This window comes from Acinetobacter sp. SM34, from assembly GCF_022012365.1.
Lineage (GTDB): Bacteria > Pseudomonadota > Gammaproteobacteria > Pseudomonadales > Moraxellaceae > Acinetobacter.
On record NZ_JAKLTP010000023.1, the window covers coordinates 1 to 23,828 of the forward strand.

Sequence of the window (23,828 nt, forward strand, 5' to 3'; positions counted from 1 at the left end):
CAAAAAGCTGGTCGTTTTTTGATTTATGAAAGAGATCTATTGATAACTATAAGACTCTTATATAATTATGTGTGAAATTTGTCGCATTTTTGTTATACTATTTAAGTAAGGGTAATCATTCACATTTAGATCCAATTTTACAAAATTTCGTTGAGAATCTATCCAAAATGCGCAATACAACTCTAGGGTAGCAAACTATATGAGTCAAACAGCGAGTTATTTAGATACTAAATCTATTTTTAATTTAATTGGACAACATGCTGAGTTAAGCCTCATATTTCAGATGGTCAGTGAATGGCTAGAAGCCCGGATACCAGATTCAATGGTCTCCATTATGTTGTACTCTGAGACAGAACAAACTTTAAACTTAATTAGTGGTAGTCAGCATTTTTCCAACCGATATATAGAAACGGTCTCTGATCTAAAAATAGGTCCACATGTCGGTGCTTGTGGTGCGGCAACTTTTCACCGAAAACTGGTGATTTGTGAAAATTTAGCGATTGACCCTAACTGGGAAGCTTTCCATAACGTGATTCAAGAAGAGAATCTCAATGCGTGTTGGTCGATGCCTATTATTAATGCGCAGGGAACCCTCTATGGAACCTTTGCAACCTATTACCGTTCTCCCAAATGTCCAAGCTCTACTCATATTAACTTGATTTCTCATGCCGCATCTTTAGTTGCCTTGAGTATAGACCTGCATGCAGAACGGCAACAGAGACTGGCGCTGAATGACAAGTACCGTTCGTTCTTCACTTACCATCCGGACGCGATTTTTGAACATAATCCTGCAGGCATTATTCTGGATGTTAATCTTGCTTCTAAAGACCTCACAAAATTAAATCAGGAACAGACCAAGGGCTTACATTTCTCAAAATTTATTTGTGCTGACTTTCAATCCATAGCTCAAACTGCATTCGAACAAGCATTGAAGGGAAACAGCCAACACCTGGAAATTCAGGCAAAGAATGCCTTGGGAGAATGTTGCTGGCTAAACCTGACTTATTTACCTATTCAACAAGCTCAGCAGGTGGTTGGCGTATTTGGTATCGCCCGTGATATTACAGAGCGGCATGAAACCGAAGAAATGTTACGGCTACTGAAACGTAGTGTCGATGCGAATCCTCATGGCATCGTGCTGACCAATGCTTCTGCACACCATGTTATTGAATATGTTAATCCTGCTTTTGAAAGCCTGACCGGTTATAAAAAAGAAGAGGTGCTAGGTCAGAACTGTCGTTTTCTGCAAGGTCCTGATACCGATCCGGAGATGATTGATAAAATACACAATGCACTTCAAGAACGGCAAGAAATCCAGATCACCTTAAAAAACTATCGTAAAGATGGGAGCTGGTTCTGGAACCAGCTGATATTAGGACCAGTTTTTGATGACAAAAATTTCTGTACCCATTTTATTGGAATTCAGCAAGATATTACTCAACAGCAGGCAAATAGCGAATATATTGCCCGTCAGCAAACCCACCATAGTTTAACCGGATTAATTAATCATCATACCTTTGAAAAAATACTGGATGTCGCATTCCACATACAACATGAAAGTCAACAGTCCCTGATTGTCATGTATGTGGATTTAGATGGTTTCCAGCCTTTAAATCAAAGTTTGGGACACCTCAATGGTGATCAGCTTCTGATTGCTGTAGCAAATCGCCTGCGTCAGATCATTCCAGAAGAGGATATCATTTCTCATTTTTCAGCAGATGAATTTGGCATACTGTTGAATAAATGCCATGATTTAAAACAGGTCGCGGTCATTGCAGAGCAAATATTAAAAAGCCTGTCAGTTCCATTTGATATCGATGGCCATAAAATCCATATAAGCGCGAGTATTGGTATTGCAGATGATGACCCTCAGATAGAAAAATCTAACCAATTGCTTCATCATGCGATACATGCGATGAATGAAGCAAAAAAAGAGGGTGGAAATACCTGGCACTGGTATGCTTTTGACGCTACGCGCACACCAAAAATTGATTATGTGCGTATGCGGCATGAATTAATGGTGGCCCTAGAAGAAAAACAGTTTAAGTTAGTCTATCAACCGGTTATTGATGCTCATTCAGGCCAGTTAAAAAGTGTAGAAGCCTTAATCCGTTGGCAGCATCCACAAAGAGGTTTTATCTCTCCAGCAGATTTCATTCCATTCGCCGAAAAAACTGGTCAAATTGTAGTCATTGGCCAATGGGTTTTACAGCAAGCCTGTCAGGATATTGTTGAATGGAATAAGAAAAATGGCGCTAGCCTGAGTGTAGCCGTCAATCTTTCTCCCTTACAGTTCAAGCGCACAGGCTTTTTGCATGACTTACAAGAAACACTGGCCAATACACAGTTGCAGCCTGAATTATTAAAAATTGAAGTTACTGAAACCATGTTAATTGCAGGTGCTGACCGTTCTTTAGAAATTTTAATGGCGATTCGTGATTTGGGCATTAAAGTTTCTGTCGATGACTTTGGAACAGGATACTCAAGCCTGAGTTATTTACGTACTTTACCTGTTGATGAGATAAAACTTGATCGCAGTTTTATTGAACATTTACCTAAAAATGAGAAAGATGGTGCTATTGTAGCAGCCATCATTGTCATGATCCATAAACTAGGATTACAAGTGGTTGCTGAAGGTATAGAAACTCAAGCCCAAGCCCAGTTTCTCAGAGAATATGACTGTAATCATTTTCAAGGCTACTATTTTGCTAAACCGGCTCCCCTTACAGAGCTCAAGCTTAATTATAAGCCGGTAGAAGTCATATGAAAATAAATACAGTTTCACTATCTAGTGAGATGTCTTCATTTGGCTTTACGTCTGATTAAAAGGTGTCTACAAAATCGGTGGCTATTCATAATCATTAAGATGATAGAGTTATTTTTATTCAAGCTATTGTAATAGCAGAGATTTTACTTATAAAAATGAGTACCTTTTGAAAATTTAATTAAAACAAACATATGGTTTTATATATTGATCCCGACTCTCGGAATAAATTTTCATTAATTTTACAAACTACATAAAGTTAAAATTGTAGTTAGTTTGATAGCTAACTACAATGAAGAAACTAAAATAATTATGGGTGTATGGATATATACTCAAAAACTATTTTTCTAAATTCATAGATTTAACAGGTTTGGTTATATATCTACTAAATACTTAGGTCATACTTTCATACAACCACCATTTTGAAAAGCTTTTTCATTATAATCCACCTGTGGTATTGCTAGTAATATTTCTATTTCCAAACAAATTTTCATCAAACTTAAATCTAAAACGCACATATGCACCTTGAAGCGTAGTATCGCTATCTGCAAGGTCATCATCTTTATAGCCAGAAAAATTATATCCACCTGAAACCCATAGATTTACAGCCACCAAATAGCCTACTTCAGCACCCAACAAAATGCGCTTCCCTGAACTCATATCGGACCACAATGCGCCTGTATGTACACCTGCATCCCATCGTTCATTAATGTCATACATCGCACGTGCACTCAACATATGAGTCATTCCGCTGGACTCTAATCCAGAGAAAGTAGTATTCACATTTTTTACCGCATATTGACCAGAAACAGTAAAATCTTGCGTTGGATGATAATTCAGATGATTGGAGAGAATATAAACATGCTTTAAATAAGAATTTTTTAAATCTGTTTGATTATGGTCATAACGATATTCCACTTTCGCCAACGAATCAAAACGATTGCGTTCAGTATCGCGATATGCTAAACCCACTTGGAAGCGATCAACTAAGCGGTCTCCACTATTTTGGCTCTTACTGTCTGTTTGGCTGATTACATTTTTCGCCAATAATGTCACATCATCCGAGTATTTATAAGCCATCCCTAAATTATTCAAAATTGTATCCGCTTGGTCTGCCCAACGTGCTTCAATACGTGCAACAGCTTTCCAATCCGGATTTTTCAAGTATTCCACCCCCAATGATGCTGCTGTGCTGTCTGAACTCAGGTTATTAGCATTTGATAATGCTTTGGTTTGCTCAAAACTGGTGTTGGCATAAAAGCCTTTTTCAAGTTCCCAGCGATTACGCAAACCAATGGCAGCTTCAGCTTCGCGCGCACTGATGCCATCACGCACACGATATTCACTGAATGCGGTGCCATTGTTATTATACTTACTGTCAACACCAAAAACCGTGACATTACGGCGCTGGCTGCTATTTAAATCATACAAGCCATTAATACTTGAGACCAGTTCATGACGGCCATATGCTCTTAATTTTGCATTAATCTGATAATTTGCACCCAAAGCGAAAACTCGACGATCTGCTTCCGATATATCCTGTTCATATTCAGCAAACACATTGGAACCTTGCCAAGGTAGCTGACCCGTCAATTTTGTGCGGACCGATGTACCATGATAAGGAGCAATTTGCATGGTATTTAGTGTCGCTGGATCAGCTGATTCATCATAATATTTTAAGCCAAGCTCTAGCGCCACAATCCGATTGATCGCCCGTTCAATACTCGCCGAAACGCCTTGATTAACACCGCTCAACTGATCTTCGGTACGAATTGCTTCTAATTTGGCTAAACCAATCTTATCTAACTGAATGCGCCCTTTAATGCCACTTTCTTTACGGCCAGCGGTAATCGATGCAGCCGTATTGTAAAATCCGCTATCTGCTTGGTTATGATAAAGTTTCATCTCCAAGTCTTTATAAGCATAATTTAATTCAATCCGCCCCGCATTGCCTGATAATTTTCCAGATGCATCGGGTTCAGCATTAATCTGGGTTAAGCTATCAAGGCCATTATTCACATTCTCTGAACGGGCAAATTCAGCAATTAATTTACCTTTATCATTGGCAAATTTAACTACCGTATTCACACTGGCCAGTTGATCTTGAGCAAGTGGGTTATCGCTTTTGACATAAGCCCCCCCCACTTTAACATTCCCGTTCATTTTCATTAAACCCGATATGCCACCAACAGTGTATTCTTCGCCACCTTGGTCAGACTCCACGGTAATGTGTAAGTAAACTGGATTTAGATCCGCATCCACACTTGGTACTGGATCTTTTAAATAAATACTGTTGCTAAAAGAATCTACTTCATAATCGGTAAAACGAGTCAGTGTCGTGCGCTTAATGATAAGTCCAGGATTGTTACGGTCACGGGTAATTACTTCGACTTTTTCACTATTATCACGAATATCTTGTGCATTCACACTACCCAGGCTATAGGGGCCAGAAATACCCATTGCACGCTGTGCATTGACAACCTGCTGGGTATTGGTATTTGCTGCAAATGCAGTCACTTTATATTTATCTGTTTCTACTGCACCACGGACACCAGTTAAAGAACGGTTATACTGCCCCAAAGAGAGTCCTTCATCATTTTCAGTACGGGTAACATAATCACCATACATAGCATATGAACGGCCTTTATCAACACGCACATAAAACTTACTGGTCGATTGTGCATCAAAGCCTTTAGCGGCTGAATCACCGTAAACCGGATAATATTCATCAGGACGAATATCACGGAACAGCCGCTGATTTTTATCTTTGTCAGAATCATAGGCCAGCGTGAGTAAATATTCTCCTTTGACTCTGCCTTTTAAGAACAAAGCTGTCCGTCCAGTGGTACTGTGTTGACCATTATGAGAAGAAGAAATTTCACTAAGCTCTTCTTCAAAACTGTCATTTGAATTGATGCCGCTCAATTGTTTCGGATCAAACTTTTTAAAATTAATTGAGCCTTCAAGCATACCCACTGCAATGATTGGTCGCAAATCAGGTAAGAAACGTACAGGAGTACTGGCATGGAAAATACCGCTCTCAACCGATAATGTCCCCTCACCAGCTTCAATCGGTGCTTGAATAGGCACAACCAATGTACCATCTTCAACAAAGACCTGAATACCAGGTTGTTTTGGATCTAAGTCTAATAAGTCAATTTTACCGATTGAACTATCTAAGGTAATCGGCGTACGGCTTGAAACTAAAGTGCCATGACGATCGACAATTTTTAAAGTCACATTAAAACGGTCATAACCATTGGCTTGTGCTGCAGCCTTGCTCGGTTCAAGCCGCAACTTATCCAATTGATCAGGCGCAATCACTTCAATGCGTTTTGTGTCGCGGGCATTGCCCATCATATCCACTTGACGAACTTCAATCACATTGCGGCCTGCATGAAGATCTACCCCAATAAAATCGAGGCCTGAAACCTGCAAACTAGGTAAAACAGCCCGTTTACCGATACGCTTTTCTGACACTTGCTCGCCATTTACCCATAGCTGTAACTGTGTACCAGCAGCACCTTTCAACTGAACAGAAGTCTGAGCATAAGCCAGAATCTGCCCATCTTTTAAGTTCAGTATCTCTAATTGATTGTTGACCGCACTTTCTAAAGCGGTTTCCAAATTAATCATCTTCACTGCTGAGGGGGAGACATTCGGGATGACTAAAGCTTCAGAGATAGGGAGGGCAATTGCAGGTCTTATTCCTGTTTTATCTGGTTCAAACTGAACTTGTTTTAACTCTTTAATCTGCTCTTTGGAGAAGTCAAGATTACAGTTGGCTTGAACACCTTGCGCAGAAATACAGCCGCTGGCTGGCTGACCACGCACATCACTCACTTTAGAGAAAATCGGATCTAGTGTTAAATCTGAACGCAGCACTTGCTCCAAATTCGTATTGTCTTGTTCAATCTGTTTTTTCCGATCGGATATGCGCTGCATCAAAGGTTGTGAACACTGTAAAGCATCATCTGTAATGGCAAAATCTGCCCGATGCAGCTCGCCGCGTTTTAAATCCACAAAACGGCTATTGGGATCTCCCGCTTGACGGTTGCTGATCAAGACCAATTCAGAAGCCAAGGGCAAACTGGTACGATCAACTTTTAAAACGTGGGTTTTGGCACTGATGCCATAAAAATCATATTTCCCTTCACTATCGGTAATAACATAACTGCCATCTTCAAGATAAATCCGTACCCCCGGCACGCCAATCTCACCAGGATCCTGTATACCATTGCGGTTACAGTCAGTGAACACCTTGCCAACAATGAAGCCATCAGAAATCATGGCACCCGGTATGACTTCAACTTTTGCAGAAGCCTCATTGGACTCAAGACCTTGAGCATCTTTAGCACGTACACGGTTAATCCCATCGCCATTGAGCGCATTTGGCCCAATATAAACGCGGTATTGAACTTTAACTTCTTTATTTGGTGTAAGTGTACCTAATCCAAGTTTTAAATAAGGTCCCTTACCGCCAAAAGGATCATCCACTTTCATTCCATTTACGCGCATAGAACCTTGCACGTAGATAAATCCTCTAGGTAAAGTATCTGTAATGGCAACATTGGTCGAATCTATAGTGCCACGGTTAGCCACAGTGACCGTATATTCTTCAAATTCGCCAATTTCTGCGGTTTTATTCGATGCCGCCTTTTTCACAAATAATGACGAGCTGCTGTTTGCCGCTTCTGGATCAATCGGAATATCAATATTCAATGCAGGATCACCATTATTTAAGGTGAACTGTCCTGCATATGACCATTTAAAATCAACCGCTTTATCTGCTGGGAAACTTGGATAAATAGATTGATCACTCACAAATGTATAGCGAGAATTTCCTGGAATAGTGCTGGTATCCACCACGAAACTATAGGTGCCTGACTTTACCAACGGATAAATGAACTCACCAGCACTATTGGTTACTTGCTTTGCTGGCAGCGATATTAAATCGCCCGTTTGAGGGTTCACTTCAAAGGCAATATTATCCCCAATTGGCTGACCACTTTGATCTAGAAGCGTCACTGTTGCTCCAGCAACTGGCAAGCCTGTTTTGGCATCAAATACAGTGCCATACGGATCCATCAATACATTGGTATTAATATCTGTAATCGTAGCTGTGGATTGCCCTTTAGCATCTAAACAATCGGTTAGACGAATATCAACTTGGTCTCGCTTAAGCGTTTGGAGAACAGCATCAAATGAAATACCTTTGTCGGAAAATGTAGTCGGCAAGGTATACTGGAATACGCCTGTATTCATCCCTGTTTCCACGCCAATCACTTCTTCAATGTCACCTGTTTTCGTTGACTTAATCTGAATTTTGACCCGATCTGAACTAGAGCGGTCTGCATTGCAGCTGGCATATTGAGCTGCAATATAAAGCGGCTTATTCACACTACCAGTCGCTAAAATATTTTTAAAATCACCCGAATTATTTGTAATATTTGCTGAACCGCCCACGACAGTGGAAGCAGTATTGGACAAAACCGTTTTTTGGCTATCTGTCACCGCATAAGATACTTGATAGGTATTGTTTACTGTTGTTTTTGCAATATTACGGTTCATGCTGACAACAAGATCAACTTGCTCAGATGTATTCGCCGCAATTTGTGGAAAACCAACAGCTAGCTGATTTATCTGTGTAACGTCATTTGGAGCAATAGTGCTATAACTATTATTTGCAAGCTTGTATAGAATTTTAGCTTGAGCATTTTTGGCTTGAGCAGATTTAAATGTTGTATTTGCAGGCAACTCATCGACCAACAACACCATTTTCTGTAATTGGCCATCAACCATCACATCTGTAGGCTTTGCTGCTTTTTGGCCTTGGTTACTGATGCTTAAAGTATAGTTCAAGTCATAATTTGCTGTGGCAGAAGGCTCAAAAGTTTTTTGTTGTACTTCTTTGGTTGCAACTAATTTTGCGCCGTAGCTAATTGCGCTATCTATTGCAGTTGCAGTTGCATTGGTATTATCAACAACAGTTGCTTGATTGGTAACAACAGTTGCTTTAATTGGTAAGTTAAATTGCTGACCTTCTTTTAAACTTGAGCTTGTAGTCGCAACAACCCATAAATTAACGCTCTGCCCCACTTGTAAAGGCACTGTCGTTATTAATTGCTGGTCATTGGCATCAAATTGACCATTTTTATTGCTATCTATATAAATTTTAATATTACTGAGTTCATTTATCGTTAGGGCTTCTAGCTGAACATTGACTGAAGCATTACTATTGTTTGATAGTGTATTCGCCCAAATAACACGAACATTGGGTTCAATATCCTGTACAGGCGGTGACGTTAAGGTAATTGCATATAATGCTGAAACACTGACTTCCACAGCATTTGAAACTGACTGCTGTTGTATACCATTTGGTGCTATATACGTTGCATAAGCAATATTCTGAATAGTACTTCCGACTTCAGGGATATTCGCCGCATGACCGTACTGCGCTGACAATATAGACACTGCCAACGTGGATAACATGAAACTCATGTTCGGACTGACTTGAAATTGCTTCCGTCGCTGCACAGCGCTCTACCCTTTAACTCAATAGTCTAAATAAAAACAAATTTTAAAATTATCTGATGTGAGCACCTGCATTTAGCAAATGCTCACACTTAATCCATTCATTGCTGACGATCAAAAATCATCAAATGAATCTTTAATTATTAACTTTAATGACAAACTCTAATACTGCACTTGTACTTGGTGCTAAAGGTGTTTTCTCAGCAGCAACTGTACCTGTTGAACCATCTAATAAAGCAGCAGTCGAAGTGTTCAATGTTGCATTGGTTGCAACTGGAGAAGCACTTGCAATCACTTTCAACGTAGTATAAGCAGGTGTTGCATCACTAATTACCACATTAGTTACATCTGCATTGCCTTCATTGGTTGCCGTAATCTTATATTTCACACACTCACCTGGCTTAGCAGAGACAGTATTTTGAGTATAAGAACCCGTAGCAGCACCACTAGAACAGTTAGCTAAAGATTGTTCTTTCACTAAACGTACTTGACCATTTGTCACTGTGGTTAAATCAGTATTCACGAGTGAAACAACTGACTGACCGCCAACGACTGTAGGCGAGATTGTAAATACAACTGAGCTTGGTGTTCCAGCAGTTGCATTTGTTGGCGCTTGAACTTTGATGAGTAAGTTAACCGCAGCACCTCGGGCAATCATTAATGCACCAAGATCATTACCGGTTACTAACTCATTTGCATCAGCAATACCATCGTTATTTAAATCAACAAATAAGCTTGTTACCCAACCATTTACCGCCTGATCGTTGGTAAGCGTATATGGCAAACTACCAGCAGTAGCACCTTCAATGATATTACCGTTGTTAGTCAAAGTATGTTTGTAAACGACCGTACCACCAGGAGCAATTTGACCCGTGCGATCATTTTGCAAGCTAAGTACTCGATTTGTTTCTACAGTTACACGGTTAGACATTACATCAGTCAAACCAGTTGCAGGAGAGGCAACTTTGAATATTACTTCTTGATCACCGGCTGGAGCATTCGCCGGAGATGTTACAACAGCAACCAGTTTAACTGTACCTGCAGCAGGAATATTACCCGTATTGGTAATTGCAGCGCCTGTTGGGTTACCAGAACCATCTTCTAGGTAGTATTGAACTGTCCAGCCTGTAGGCAATGCCGGTGCTGTAGATAAATTAAAGTTATCTCCAGTTGCACCCTTGTTTTCTATCGTTAATGGGAAATTAACTGCTACACCTGGCTTAGCTGATTTAGTTTCAACGTATTGCCCAGTATCTTTACCCGATGCACCTGAAACGGAACCTGTACTATTCGTAGCATCACCATTATGTAAATCCACTGTAGAAGCGGTTACTTTATCAATGCTTAAAGTTATGGTATCTGTAGCGGTCGGATTGGTAACAGGAACCGAGGTTAAAATGGTATTGATTGCGGATGCCGTAGAATACCCAGATGGCAACGTAATCTTAGCAACAACTTGGTATACCGCATTACTTGCTACTGGCCCAGTATCCACAATACCATCACCACTGGTATCGGTTAATGGTGTTACACCATCCGCTTTGAACAGCTCAACAATACTGCCTGACGGTAAAGCAGTTTTATTTACAGTAATGTTAAATACTTCTGTCACATTACCCGTATTATGGATAACAATTGGCTCTACACCAGTACCCATTCCACCAAAAATAACTGGCGTACCTTGAGTAGTAGACTTAGTAATGATGTCATCCACAGGAGCTGCTGCTGTTGGCGTTACACCATCGGCAAAGGCATCGGTAGTACTATCATTGATGGTCCCTTTTTTAACGCTCAACACTGTAATGTCATTCGGGTTAGACGGTGTTTTACCTTCTGTGCCAGAACCATCTGGATCAACTTCTGCAATGTTGGTAATGGTGCCTGCAGGCGTATTTTGATCGACTCTAACTTTGAATTTCAAAACACCACCACTGTTGGCAACAACAGTAGGGACAACTAATGTTACTACACCACCAGTAACATTATATTTATCTGTATCAGCAGCATCCGTTAATACTGTTCCATTGACCGTTGCTGAACCAGCAACATAAGTTAAACCAGCAGGAAGTACGTCAGTAATGGTAACGTCAGTTGCCGTAGTATTACCTGTATTTTGATAAGCTAAGCTATATTCAACTTCACGCGCTGTCGTACTTGCTTGAGTTGCATCTACATTTTTTACACTTGCAGATTTAACCAAGCTAATGACCGCACCATTGGTAATTTTAACGGTATCAACGTTTTTAGCAGTGATACTTGTATCGAAACCACTAATTGCAGAAACAGTCAATTTACCAAGATCACCAGCTGTCACATTAGTACTAGCCGTTGTTGCTTGTACAATTAAGTTAACCGACTCACCAGCAGCTAAAGCGACACTAGTAACAGGCGTTTGACTGTCTGGAATACCATCTTTGTTGGCATCAAGATAGACATTTAGACCACTAAAATCAAAGTTATCTGTAGTGCTATCGCGTGTATCATTATTCACAACACCCACGTTAAAGGTATCGCTACCATTACCTGTATTGGTTAAGGTATGAGATAAAGACACTTGACCATTGGCATTTGCCGTTTTGGTCTGGTCAGACACCAAAGTAAAACTGGCCACTTGTAAAACAGTAGTTGTAACTACGTTTGACGTAACAGTTTTAGAGTTACCTGTACTATCAGTATAACTTGCAGATGCAATGTTACTAATATTTGTACCAGCAGTTGGTGCCGCTGCATTTGCAGCCGAAACAAATGCAGCACCACCAGCAGCTAATGCAATAGATGCAGCTAGTTTCGTGAACTTTAAACGTTGTGTTGGATTGGACATTTAGAACTTACCCCGATTGAATATTCAATGTCGATTTGTTTAGTTTTTGGTTTTTTCGCTATTAATACGTGTTTGAGCTGAAACCGTGACAGATTTTCCTGCTGGAAGCTCTGTAATAGTCCAACGTAATGCACGATAATCCTTAAGCGGAACATTCACCATTTGGTTACCCTCTTTGCGCTTTAAAGGCATCGGGGCAAAATTCATACCATCCGTACTTGCTTGTGCATTTTCTGGCTGTGATTTGGCTAAAAATTGGGTTTCTACCGGTATTGGTAGAGTTGCCGCAAGATTCTTAATTTTTCCCACCGTGTTATTGGTATACGTCGCACGATACTCAATCACATCATTCGGCTTGACTTTGCTAACCAACTTAGCTGTCGGCTTTCCCTCTACGCTTGTACTAATGAGGTAGGTTTTTAACTCTACTGATACAGGGTCTTTTGATACTTTAGTTTCAGCACTGACATTCACTGCTAAAAATAAAGCCCCCGCTGCAAGTAAACCTATTTTCCATTGAGTTTTTAAATACATATTTCTTGCTCCAAATATCACGATCTATTTTTTTGAACGATAATTTCAGCTTTTCGATACTCTGTTCAAATAAATACTAAATAACTACAATAGAAACTATTTTAATACATTTTTATTGATGTATGTCACACTTTTTTATATTAAATACAACTTAATCCAAACAAAAAAACTTTTATACCAAATAGATCTATTTTTGGTATAAAAGTTTTTTTTGCTTAGTTAATATTTTCTTGCTTTTTTTTCAAATTATTGTGTGACACAGAATCTTAAAGATCCTACTGTAGCAGGATTTAACACTCCCGTTAAATTCCATTGCAATGAACTATCAGAGCTATTTGCACTACACGTGTTTCCGCTAGGCGTTGAGACGCAGCTGATGCTGCCAAGATTTGTACCCGTTGGTAAACTATCTTTGATTTTCACGTTCTGAAGTTTCTTGGTACTATTATTTTTATAGATAATTTCATACTCTAAATTATCTTGCTTTCTGGCTTGATTATTCACAGAAAAAGCATTTTGATCAGCCGCCGAGGATGGGCAACTTGCAACAGCACGGACTTTTTTTGTCAAGGTTAAGCCAGCACTGCCAACAAGTGTCATATCTTGACGTTTAGCAGTCTGCTTAGAAATAGTCTGGGCTGGATTAGCTAGCATAAATTGATAACTGGCTTGAAGCGTTCCAATATGCTGTGCGCCAGCAAAAATATTGGTTGGTGAAAATACGCGCTGCACTAGACAGATATCTGTACTTGGCTGTAATAAAACTGACCCAGATACAGTAGGATCAAATACTGTTTCACCAACATCAACTGTACCGTTACAGTTACTATCTCGGTAAACCAGAGCCTGCCAAGGTTGATCATTATTTGAGTTTGAATAGCCTTGAACGAGCTGGGTTAACTGTACAGGGGCCTGTGCAGTTAAACGGTGCGGATAATCTGTTACCTCACCTGCAGTAATGGTATGTTGTCCATCTTCAGTTAACGTCACATTCAGGTTGGCATCGCCAAAGTTATTGTTTAGATAACTCGTGGCGATGGTTCTTGGTACTGTAATGGTGTCTGTATCTCGGTTATATGTTCCCGTTGAGCTAGAACCACTTACCGAGGTATATTCAGGTAAGTTAGTTTGTACGATACAGAACATTGCTGGCAACTGGCTTTGAGGGATACTGAAATGATACTCACCATTTGCATTGGTTGCTGTAGTCGCTAAGGATGTTGAACTACAATTGGTTAAACTAATCTTGCTATTAGCAATTTCAATTTCACCTGTATCTTGAACAGCATTGTACGCTTTACTAACATCACCTGTAGTACCACTATTATCAGTAAATACTTTACCTGAAACGATCACATCTAGTGTTGCTCTCGTATTTTTATAAGTACACACAGTAATAACTGTATTATTACTAACGGTAATTGTACGCCCAACCAACCCATCATTTAATGGCGTCCCACCATTACAAGCTGTCGTTATCGTATATTGACTTGCATTCCCACTGATGAAACTTTCAGCTGGCAATGAAATTACATCTCCTGAATATACTGTTACCACGCCACCTGATTCAATATTATTTCCGCTAGAAATAGAAACCATACCAGGATTGTTTGTTCCACCTGTGGTAACCACTTTTATCTGGTCATTAATAGCAGCATTTTTCCACTCTTTCACTAATCTAATTTGTTGTGGAATACGACTATTGTTATATGTACAGGTAATTAACTTGCCCATATCACTAGCACCAATCATTAAGGTGTTGCTTTGTTTAGCATTTGTTCCAGATAATAAATTTGCTGTGTCTCCGCCATTCGCGGTACAACTCAGGTTGGCATTATAGTTATCTTTATTCATGGTCACAGCCGCATCATAATTCGGATCACCAGACGCATAATCATTTAGACCAATTTCTGCACCCAATGTTACCGTATCCCCTACATAGACTGTGACAGTATTAGAATCAGTTTGGGTTGGAGCAGTACTCTTAAACTTAGTGGTGTTAGTGCTTAAACCCAACGTCGCAGGAATTGCAACAACATCACCTGTTTTTGCATTTGTCCATGTCTTGGTCAGTTTCAATGTTGCAGTTTTACGTATATTCGTATAGGTACAGGTGATTGCAGCAGTAGCACTACCACCAGCAGTCGCCGTGATTGCTAGATTATAAGTACCATCGTTATTATTGCTTACGGCCAACGAACTACTTCCCGCCATACAACTAGGTGCTGCCACAGAATAATTACCATCACCTATATCAATAACTTCTTTTAATGTGACGCTGGTATTGTTTGCAATCAAAATACTAGAACTATCCGTTTGACTCGCCACGCCTGTCGCAATTGACTCGAGTTTTGCCAAACCAGTAGTCGTATCTGCAGTAATCGTTGCCTTGTCATACTGCTTAGCATTTGCCCATGTTTTTTGAACTGTTAAAGTTCGGCCAGCCGCAGAAACAGAATCAGTATCTGCAACACTACATACTCCTGTGCTTGTATTATAGCTACGTACAACACCACCCGAATTACTAGCAGTACAACTCACTCCTGAATTAGTCACCCCCGAAGGTGCTGCGACTGACGCAGTATTATTGGTCGTCGAAATACTGCTTGACGATATGGTTGCCGTTACAATGACTTCATAAAACTCATCAGTATCTAGTCTTGGTAAGGCATATCCACTCTCGATCTGAGTCGTTGTAGGCGTAGAACTTGGCGTACATTTATTATTGTTTGCATTACTACAGGTCACACTGGTTTTTGTTTGATTAGTGCCAGCAGCATCAGCCAACGTTGCCCCCATTACAGGGGTACTGCCTTTATTCGTGACACGTACTACATAAGAAGTACTTTGCCCTCTTAGTAGTGCCGTTTCATTATTGGTTTTAGTAATATTTAAATCGGTCTGTGGATTAAGTCTGTTCACAAAAGTACACGTAATATCCGCCCCACCTGTAATTAAATAGGTAGATGGAATGGTCAGCACTCGAGTTGAATTGACTAAGTTACCAAAAGTCCCTGTATTCCCTGTTACAAGGCTATTGTCATCTCTACAACTGGCTTCTGTTAGGACATAGTTGGTGGGTGGTGAACTTTCTGTAATGGTGACATTCGTTCCTTTTACAGTCACGGATAATGCTGTTGGATTCGCTGGAGCAGGAATCCCTGCACTAGATGTACTTATATTATTGAGTGTTTCTGTCAGGTTAGTCTTGCTAAACGAGAATGTTCCTGTTCCACCATAAGATATTTTTTGTACTTTAACAGTAGGTAGCCTTGAATTCATGAGATTACAAGTAATGACTGCACCTGCCGTGATACCACTGCTATTAATGGTCAATGCATTTCCTGAAATGGAGGACGTTATAGTCGTTCCCGCTGCATTTTTACAGGTGGCTGTCGAAAGCTCCCATCTCTGCCCTGTAGGCATGGTTTCTGTGATCACCACATTATTAATACTACTAATAATAAAAGGTTGCACTCCCGACTTAGTAGTATCACTATCAACTTGAGTTGAGCTTCCTGGCATATCAACAGCTACAGTTGCCGAACTTTGTAAGGTATTGGTTAAAGAATAACTAAATGTCCCAATACCACTCGTGGTTTCCTTATTTAATATAAGAGTGGCTGCGGCAACTGTTGTTTGTACACCACTGTTGTTATTTGAAGTATCAATATCTGTATTACCAATAGGCACATTTGTCGAGGCCGTATTAGTCAATATAGCTCCTGTAGATGGTGCAGTTGCCTGAATAATAACTGTACAAGTTGTATTCTTAGCTCCACTAAAAGTACCATTGATCGTATTACCCAACGGTATAGCAGAGCAGTTTTCACCCGCTGTAGAGGATGTTGCAGAAACAATAGATATAGATGAAAAACTAGTTGGCAATATATCGGTGAATGTTGCCAATGCAGTCTGACTAATTGGATTTTCACCCAAATTTGTCATCACCAATCGATATTGGACCGTACCGCCTGTTCCAACAGTTAAAGAGTCACTGGTAAATGCTCCTGATGTTCCCGCCCGTTGACTTTTAGCGATTGCAACATTCATTTGGGTTGGAGCATCATCATCCAGAATTGTATAGGTGGTTGTACCATTTCCTGCTGAACCACAAACAGATGAAGAATATAGGTAAAAATTACTGTCATCTCTTTGAATGGTGACAGTAAATTGTTCGTCTTCCTCCTTAACATTATCATTTAAAATTTCTACAGGAATACTTAATGTATAGGGTGTGCCCATCCCATAATCACCTGCCGGAATGGTTTTGGTAAACGTTTTATTAGTGCTGCCATTAATTTTGTAATCTAAATTGATTTCAGCATTTTTGGGAGGTGTACCATCATTTACATTAAAAGTTAAATTTAAACCGCCTGCAGGAATAATACCTACAATAATGACTTTAATATCTTGAGGAGTACCATTTTCGGGAATATTATAATTTGCAGAAGCAAACTCAATAATTGGTTTTACCGAAATTTGAATTGCATCTAAAAAATTACCAAGCGAACCTGATGAGCCTGTGTCTGCTTTAAAACCTAAAACCGTTGGCCCTGTTGCGCCTGTATAATTAAATGTTCCACTGTAATCTGCCCAGAATTTATTACCATTATAGGCGACGACACCTGATGACACATTACAGTTACCAGAAGCACAGTTTAAAATAGAACCCTCTCCATTTTTAGATGTTGCTACACTGACAATCGTTTGTGCGCCTGCGCGCAGAGACATCCTATCTGTAGCATCACGACCATTGTGGCTAAGCTTCCATGAAATTGGCTCATCCTTGATAAGACAGACATTTTGTTGCATTTCTGAATATTCTTCAGCATTTAACTCAGCAAATACATTTCCCTGCCTTGCAGGATAGCCACTGAATCCATTCGACCATAACTCAATCAATTTACCAAACTGTGCAGTTGTACTACCACAGCCACCACTACCTTGCTGACTCTTATGGGTCGTATTCCAGCCAGGCACATTTGCCGCATCAACCTGCACATAGCATGCCGTACCTAATGGGGTACTCTCAAAATCAAAATTTAAATAACTACGCTGATAAGCAGCTTGAGCAATACTAATGCTACTGATCAGTGAAAAAAATAAAATCAAAAATTTTAGAACAGCATGATTAGCAAGTTTCATTATCTTGAATTTTTCCCTTGAATTACTGACCCACATAGCGCACCCCAAAATTAAATTCATAGCTTTGATTTGCTATCACACTATTTAACGTTCCAGTTAATGCCCCCACCTGCCCCATTGTAGGACTCGTGACACTACTGCAAGATGTACACACTGGAGATTGCGATAGAATCGTATAAGCAGGTGTCATATCTCTAAAAGTAAAAATACGATTTAAATCCGCCGCGCTGGTGTTGGTCAAAATCACTTTATACAATACGCACTGACCCTGACCATTCGCTTGCTGACCAATATTCAAAGTATTCGCGCTGTAGGTTTCGTCCGCTGTACCATTGCAATCAAAATCTCGTGCTTGTAATTTATTCAGCTTAAGCTGTGCCTGAGCCACTGTGGTCACATCAACAATGGAAGCTAAAACTTGACTGTTACTGGAATTTGTCAAATTTACTACGGTGCTGTTCGCTTGAGTGACGTTATTCGCAGCCAAATTCTGAACTTGTAATAGCAATTTTACCTGCTGATATGCAACCAGCTTGCCATTGGGCAAATCTGCTAAGTTTTTAATTATCAAGTCACTTCCATCAACGATTCCATTACCATTGGCATCATAGAAAAGTGTGCTATTAAAGGCTTGTTGATCATCACTAATCAGAAAACTATAGTTACCGCTAAAATCAGTATTCGTATTATTAATTAATGTATGACTGTAAACGACAGTCCCGAGCGGAGCTACTTGACCGCGGGAATTCGGCATAAATTCCACTTGTGCAACTGCATTTACACTTTGAATGGTAATCGCATTTTTAATTGTATCTTGGCTTGGATTGCTGCCATTATTTCCACTGACAAAACTGGCTGAAAGAACACGGAAATAAATGGGTGTGGTCACACTGTTATTTATTTTATCTATTTCAACAACGGCACACACAAGCTGACTTTCGCCATCATTCAGGTAACTGGTTTTACCAATTTCAGCTCCCAAAACAGTACAATTTGTACCATTTTGTGCGACATGAAAACGAACTCGATTCACGCCACTGGGTAAAGTTAGACTACTAAAATCGCTGCCTGCATTTGCGCTGAGTAAATATTCTGTTCCAACACCCGTATGAGTTACTTTCAATGGAAAAATTGCTTGACCACCAGCGACTGGGTTAATACTGGTTGATGTCGTGATCGTTTTCCAAGCAGCCCCCGCATTATCAACATTAGCATTACCCAAAGCATTATTTTCAGGACTATTGGTTAAATCGACCAATCGAGCGGCTGTCGTTGCCAGTAAACCACCTTGGTCTTTAATCAAACTTATTTTAGTTGTATCGCCTAAAGACTGAGCCTGAGGAGAGACTTCAAATAGAGTATTACTTGTAACTGCATAGCTGCTCGGTAAACGAACTTTGACAATAATGGGCAAATTGGCACTTGATGACAGTAAACCTGTATCAGGAATACCATCACCATTACTATCCAATAACGGTGTTACACCATCAGCACGATAAAATTCAATTTGGCTGCCTGCAGGAAATGTACTTCCGGTTAGAGTTAAATTGAATTTATCGAAACTATTTCCTGTGTTCCAAATATAGTTATTGAAAATCAGCTCGCCACCTTGTGCAGCCGAGCTAGCCACAATCGTATCACTATTATTTACATCAGTAGCACTACCATTAATTTTGACCGCATAAAGTGGTGCAACACTAACCACTGCGGTATTACTGACATCAGCAATTGCAGTGGTAGCCGTATTATTATCATGATCATATTGAAAACTAACTGTGTTATTGATTGATCCAGCCGATACTTTATTTATTTTGACCTTAAATTCGATATAGCCAATGCTGTTTGCAGCAACGCTGCTCAATACAGCACTCACCACATTGGATGTGACACTGTAATTCATCCCTGCTGGATCATTGCTTCCCGTATCTGGATTAACCACCGCGCCATTCCAATTTTCCCCAGTGCTTGGCTGATAAATCAAACTAGAATCCAGCGTATCGGTTAAGGTCACGCTACCAGTCGCCACATTACTTAGATTTTGATAATCCAAACGAATAGTCACCACATCGCCATTTGCTACGGAGGTTTGAGAAAATTTCTTACGCACGGTCAAAGCCGATTGGTTGGTAACCGTAGCTGTATCGATATTGGTTTTATTGCCTGAAGCATTATTTAAAGATGTGATATTTAATGTTAATAAACCATTCTGACTGACAGCCGCCCCACTCGGCACATTCGCCGACACAATAAGACCAACAGACTCACCCGCACTTAGAGTATAAGAGGTAATTGCAGCGCCATCTGGCACGCCATCATTATTTTTATCTAAAAATACGGACAAATTACTCAAATCATAACTATCGCCAGTATTATTGCTGACAACAAAAGTATATTGATCTGTTTCATTACCAGTATTGCTTAACGTATGACTAAAATAGACCGTTTGCCCTGCAATCACAGTTTTTGCATTGTTTGCCGTTAAATTGACTGAATAAACAGGCAGAATCGTAGTTTGAACTAAATTCGAGCGGCTGACCTGAACAACCGTAGAACCTTCTTCAGTATATTCACCAATCGCCATATTACTGATAATTTGCCGAGTCGAAACAGCAGCAAAACTGGACTGTTGCATCACCAGTACAGTACTGACTAAAACAGCCAAAGAAATAATTTTGGTACGGAAATTTTCGAATGTATTCATTATATTCATCTTCTATTATCCGCCCAAATTAAGGTGTTACTTGAATAGAAAAGTACAGTGCTGCCTGCTCTTGTGGTGCAAGTGCTCCAATATTTCCTGAAATTTGATTCCCACTCACAACTACAGCACCTTTGCTCACCGATGGCGCTAAACTGCTTCGCAAAATACTATAAGCGGGCACGACATCATTAATCACAACATTAGCGGCTGGTGTTGAACCATCATTTTTAATGGTTAAGCGATAGGTCACACATTGCTTCGGTTTAATCATTAATGGCGTACTGCTGTATGTGGCTGTAGCAACATTCATCAACACACAAGTTTCATCTTTGGTTTGTTCTTTGGTTAAACGAAGTTGTGTAGGGTCGACCATTGTCAAATCGGTATTTTGGACGGATACCAACGTCACGCCTTGAATGGTATTGGTCGCTGAAATAACAATATTGGCAGTGCTCGCCATACCATTGGTTGCTGTGGTTGGTGCCTGAACTTTTAGAAGCAGCTGAATTGAATTTTGAGGTGCTAAACCGCTGGAAATAAATAAATCCGTGGCGATTGGATCTGTTCCATCCAGCACACCATTATTATTTGCATCGTAATATAGCGTATAGCTAAAGCCATCATTTGGATTCTGCGGCACAACATTTAAGCTCACTTTGCCACTGGCATCACCTTCAACAAATGAACCTACATTTTTTAAGCTATGTAAATAAACTACGGTACCACCGATATTAATTCGGCCTTGCTGATCATTGGCTAAGGTCAGCTGTCTATACGCAACATCAACTTGGTCTTTGATGCTATCCCCTTGCGCATTCATCGGTGATTTCATCGCAAACCAAATTGGAAAATTCGATAAAGTTGTGTTGGCAGGAACACTGACCACAGCGCAATATTGTTTAACCGCCCCAGCAGCCAAAGTTCCAGTATTGCTGATTTCACCTTGCAGGGCTTGGCAAGAGGCATCGCCATTGTAAAACTTCACTTTCCAGTCTGCTGGCAAAGTGGTACTCATGCTATTAATATCAATGCTCGCACTTGAAGCATATAAATTATAATTATTCGCTACTGTACTATTATTTTTAATCACCAGCGGAAAAACTGCATTTACACCTTTTGCGGAATTTTTGATCAGCAAGGCTTGCCCACCAGAATCCGCAACATTTCCAATACCTAGCCCCGAATTATTATTATTATATAAATCACTGTCACCGATATTCAGCGTATTGATTAATCGGTCACGTGTGCTATTTCTCACCGCCGTATCAGTGATTGATGCAGCTGTAATATCAAAATCCATGCTTGCTGTTGAAGTACAATTCGCAGGGAAATAAATTCCCAGTTTAATGGCTTTGGATAGGCCAGCAGCTAAACCACCCGTATCAACAATCCCATCACCATTGCTATCTGTGAGCAGCGTGCGACCATCCGCATGATAAAAACGAACCACAGCACAACTTGGAACATTACTTTTGATTAAACTTAAATTATAACTATCTGTTGCTTGCCCAGTATTCCAGACATAATGATCAAATTGAATTTCTTTCGCCGTTCCAGCAAAGGTATTATTTTGAGTTTGTAAATTATTCGCACCGCTATTTGGCTCACCATCATCATTGGCATTAGCAGGACTATAGTTTAATACGACGCCTAATGTTTGCTGCACATTAAAGATCACGGTATTGGTTGTTGTACTTTTTAAAACTGTATTTGATGCATTATATTGTTGATAATCCGCAGTATTGGGAACTTTTTCTACTGCATTCGGATTAACCGTCACTTTAAAGCTAACCGTTCCCTTACTTAAAGCAGCAATACTCGCTAATTCAACATCAACTTGACCATTACTTACTTTATATTTAATTGCACTATTTGCACCCGTTTCAACATCATCAGCATCAGTCAGTGAACCAGAACCGTTACCCCAACTACCACTGCCAGATTTATAGCTGATATCTGTCGCTAAAGTATCGCGTAAAACTAATCGGGCTGCTGCTGTACCCGTATTTATATAACTAAAAGTGTAGGTAATTTCTGTGCCAGTTTTCCCGGTACTCACACTTTGTGCTTTAGTGACCTGAACAACGGCATCGTCAACAACTTTTGCGGTATCACTCACCGTCATAACGACCGCATTATCATGCTGACTTGTGGCAGTTAAAGTAAAATTTGCAACATTATTTGCGGAGACATTGGTGGGAATGCTTCCAACCACCACCAATGAAGCAAATTCACCCGCCTCTAATCGAAAGCTCGTAGTTGTATTAAGTAAGTTATTGTTATCATCAGGCTCACCATTTTGATCCTGATCGATATAAACAGCCACATTGTCTAAATTGAATTGATCATTGGTTAGCTGACTGAGACTCAATTTATAATCGTCAACAATATTACCGGTATTTGTTAACACATGTGGGAAATTAACTTTACTTCCAATGGTGCCAATGTTTTGTTGATTGCTTTGTAGATTGAGCGCATAAATGGCCTGAACAGTTAGAACAACAGCGTTGGAATTAATCACTTGCAGATTGCCCTGCTCATCATAAAAATCACCGCTGGCAATATTGGTAATACTGCTTCCGGCTTTAGGTTGAGCAAAAACTAAAGCACTATACAGCCCAATAAATAAACCAATCAAAGCAACTAATGTTGTCCGTAGAACAGCACTTTTTTTTAAGAGGTTTATCATTTCTGATCCTTGCAAGCACGTGATAATCATAAATTTTTTACAATGATTAAAAATAATACTACAAATAAGTCACAAAAAATACAAAAAAATACCAACCAAATAACATTTTTAAAAAATACAATCTATTGATATGCATTTTTTAGCAGCATGTTTTTTATTAGGGCGTGTTCTCATTTGGCTTTGCACCAAATAAATATGCAGGCTATACGGATCATAGATTTATAATTGCGTGCTAGTTTATCAAATCGAGTGCAATAGCACGGAAATGTTTTAATCTCGCAAAAGCATTTTCAACTAAATGTCTTAATTTATATAGATGTTTATCAAATTCCTTATTTGATCTCAATGGAATAATGGGAATCATATTCTTGTTCTTGGCACATGTTCTAATGTGCTCAGCATCATACCCCTTGTCAGCAATGAGATAAATTGCCTCGCCTACAATATCTATCAGTTGTTTTGCAACTTGACTGTCGTGGACGTCACCCCCTAGTGATTTTAAAATCAATCGGTAATCCATTCGCGTCGGTTGCAAGATGTATTTTTGTTGTTCGTCCACCGCGTGATTGTCCAATGGCTCTTTCGAAACCATGCCGAGCTCCACTTGCATGTTGATGCACGCGTATGTAGCTTCCAT

At 39.8% G+C, this 23,828-nt stretch carries 7 protein-coding genes and 1 pseudogene; 1 reads left to right on the forward strand and 7 read right to left on the reverse strand.

Features of this window, described 5'->3' with window-relative positions; genetic code table 11:
- Window positions 1-199: 199 nt before the first annotated feature.
- Entirely contained in the window at window positions 200-2,767 is a 2,568-nt protein-coding gene (locus LZZ98_RS14915) for a bifunctional diguanylate cyclase/phosphodiesterase (RefSeq protein WP_237788525.1), read from the forward strand.
- Between the two features lie 435 nt (window positions 2,768-3,202).
- Here the strand turns inward: LZZ98_RS14915 and LZZ98_RS14920 are convergent, their stop codons facing one another.
- The 7 genes and pseudogenes from LZZ98_RS14920 to LZZ98_RS14950 form a co-directional block, all read right to left on the reverse strand.
- Complete coding sequence (locus LZZ98_RS14920) at window positions 3,203-9,256, reverse strand: SdrD B-like domain-containing protein (RefSeq protein WP_237788531.1); 6,054 nt, start codon at window positions 9,254-9,256, stop codon at window positions 3,203-3,205.
- Between the two features lie 178 nt (window positions 9,257-9,434).
- A complete protein-coding gene (locus tag LZZ98_RS14925; RefSeq protein WP_237788526.1) occupies window positions 9,435-12,119 on the reverse strand; it encodes a beta strand repeat-containing protein in 2,685 nt (894 codons plus the stop codon).
- Window positions 12,120-12,158: 39 nt separating this feature from the next.
- Window positions 12,159-12,653, reverse strand: a complete 495-nt coding sequence (locus LZZ98_RS14930; RefSeq protein ID WP_237788527.1) for a hypothetical protein — start codon at window positions 12,651-12,653, stop codon at window positions 12,159-12,161.
- A gap of 246 nt (window positions 12,654-12,899) precedes the next feature.
- Window positions 12,900-17,861: a beta strand repeat-containing protein gene (locus LZZ98_RS14935; RefSeq protein WP_237788528.1), complete on the reverse strand. Its 4,962-nt coding sequence runs from the start codon at window positions 17,859-17,861 to the stop codon at window positions 12,900-12,902.
- Window positions 17,824-20,511 carry a hypothetical protein gene (locus LZZ98_RS14940; protein WP_237788529.1) on the reverse strand — a complete coding sequence of 896 codons (2,688 nt, stop codon included), beginning with the start codon at window positions 20,509-20,511 and terminating at the stop codon, window positions 17,824-17,826. Before LZZ98_RS14940 ends, LZZ98_RS14935 begins: the two co-directional genes overlap by 38 nt.
- A 19-nt stretch (window positions 20,512-20,530) precedes the next feature.
- Entirely contained in the window at window positions 20,531-23,191 is a 2,661-nt protein-coding gene (locus LZZ98_RS14945; protein WP_237788530.1) for a COG1470 family protein, read from the reverse strand.
- 170 nt (window positions 23,192-23,361) lie between these two features.
- A pseudogene (locus LZZ98_RS14950) lies at window positions 23,362-23,828 on the reverse strand (IS5 family transposase); the annotation flags it as partial.

What these genes read in the sequence shown, in the direction of transcription:
- LZZ98_RS14915 (WP_237788525.1), top strand. Translation starts at nt 200, where the DNA reads ATGAGTCAAACAGCGAGTTATTTAGATACTAAATCTATTTTTAATTTA.
- LZZ98_RS14920 (WP_237788531.1), bottom strand. Translation starts at nt 9,256, where the DNA reads ATGTTATCCACGTTGGCAGTGTCTATATTGTCAGCGCAGTACGGTCAT.
- LZZ98_RS14925 (WP_237788526.1), bottom strand. Translation starts at nt 12,119, where the DNA reads ATGTCCAATCCAACACAACGTTTAAAGTTCACGAAACTAGCTGCATCT.
- LZZ98_RS14930 (WP_237788527.1), bottom strand. Translation starts at nt 12,653, where the DNA reads ATGTATTTAAAAACTCAATGGAAAATAGGTTTACTTGCAGCGGGGGCT.
- LZZ98_RS14935 (WP_237788528.1), bottom strand. Translation starts at nt 17,861, where the DNA reads ATGAATTTAATTTTGGGGTGCGCTATGTGGGTCAGTAATTCAAGGGAA.
- LZZ98_RS14940 (WP_237788529.1), bottom strand. Translation starts at nt 20,511, where the DNA reads ATGAATATAATGAATACATTCGAAAATTTCCGTACCAAAATTATTTCT.
- LZZ98_RS14945 (WP_237788530.1), bottom strand. Translation starts at nt 23,191, where the DNA reads ATGATAAACCTCTTAAAAAAAAGTGCTGTTCTACGGACAACATTAGTT.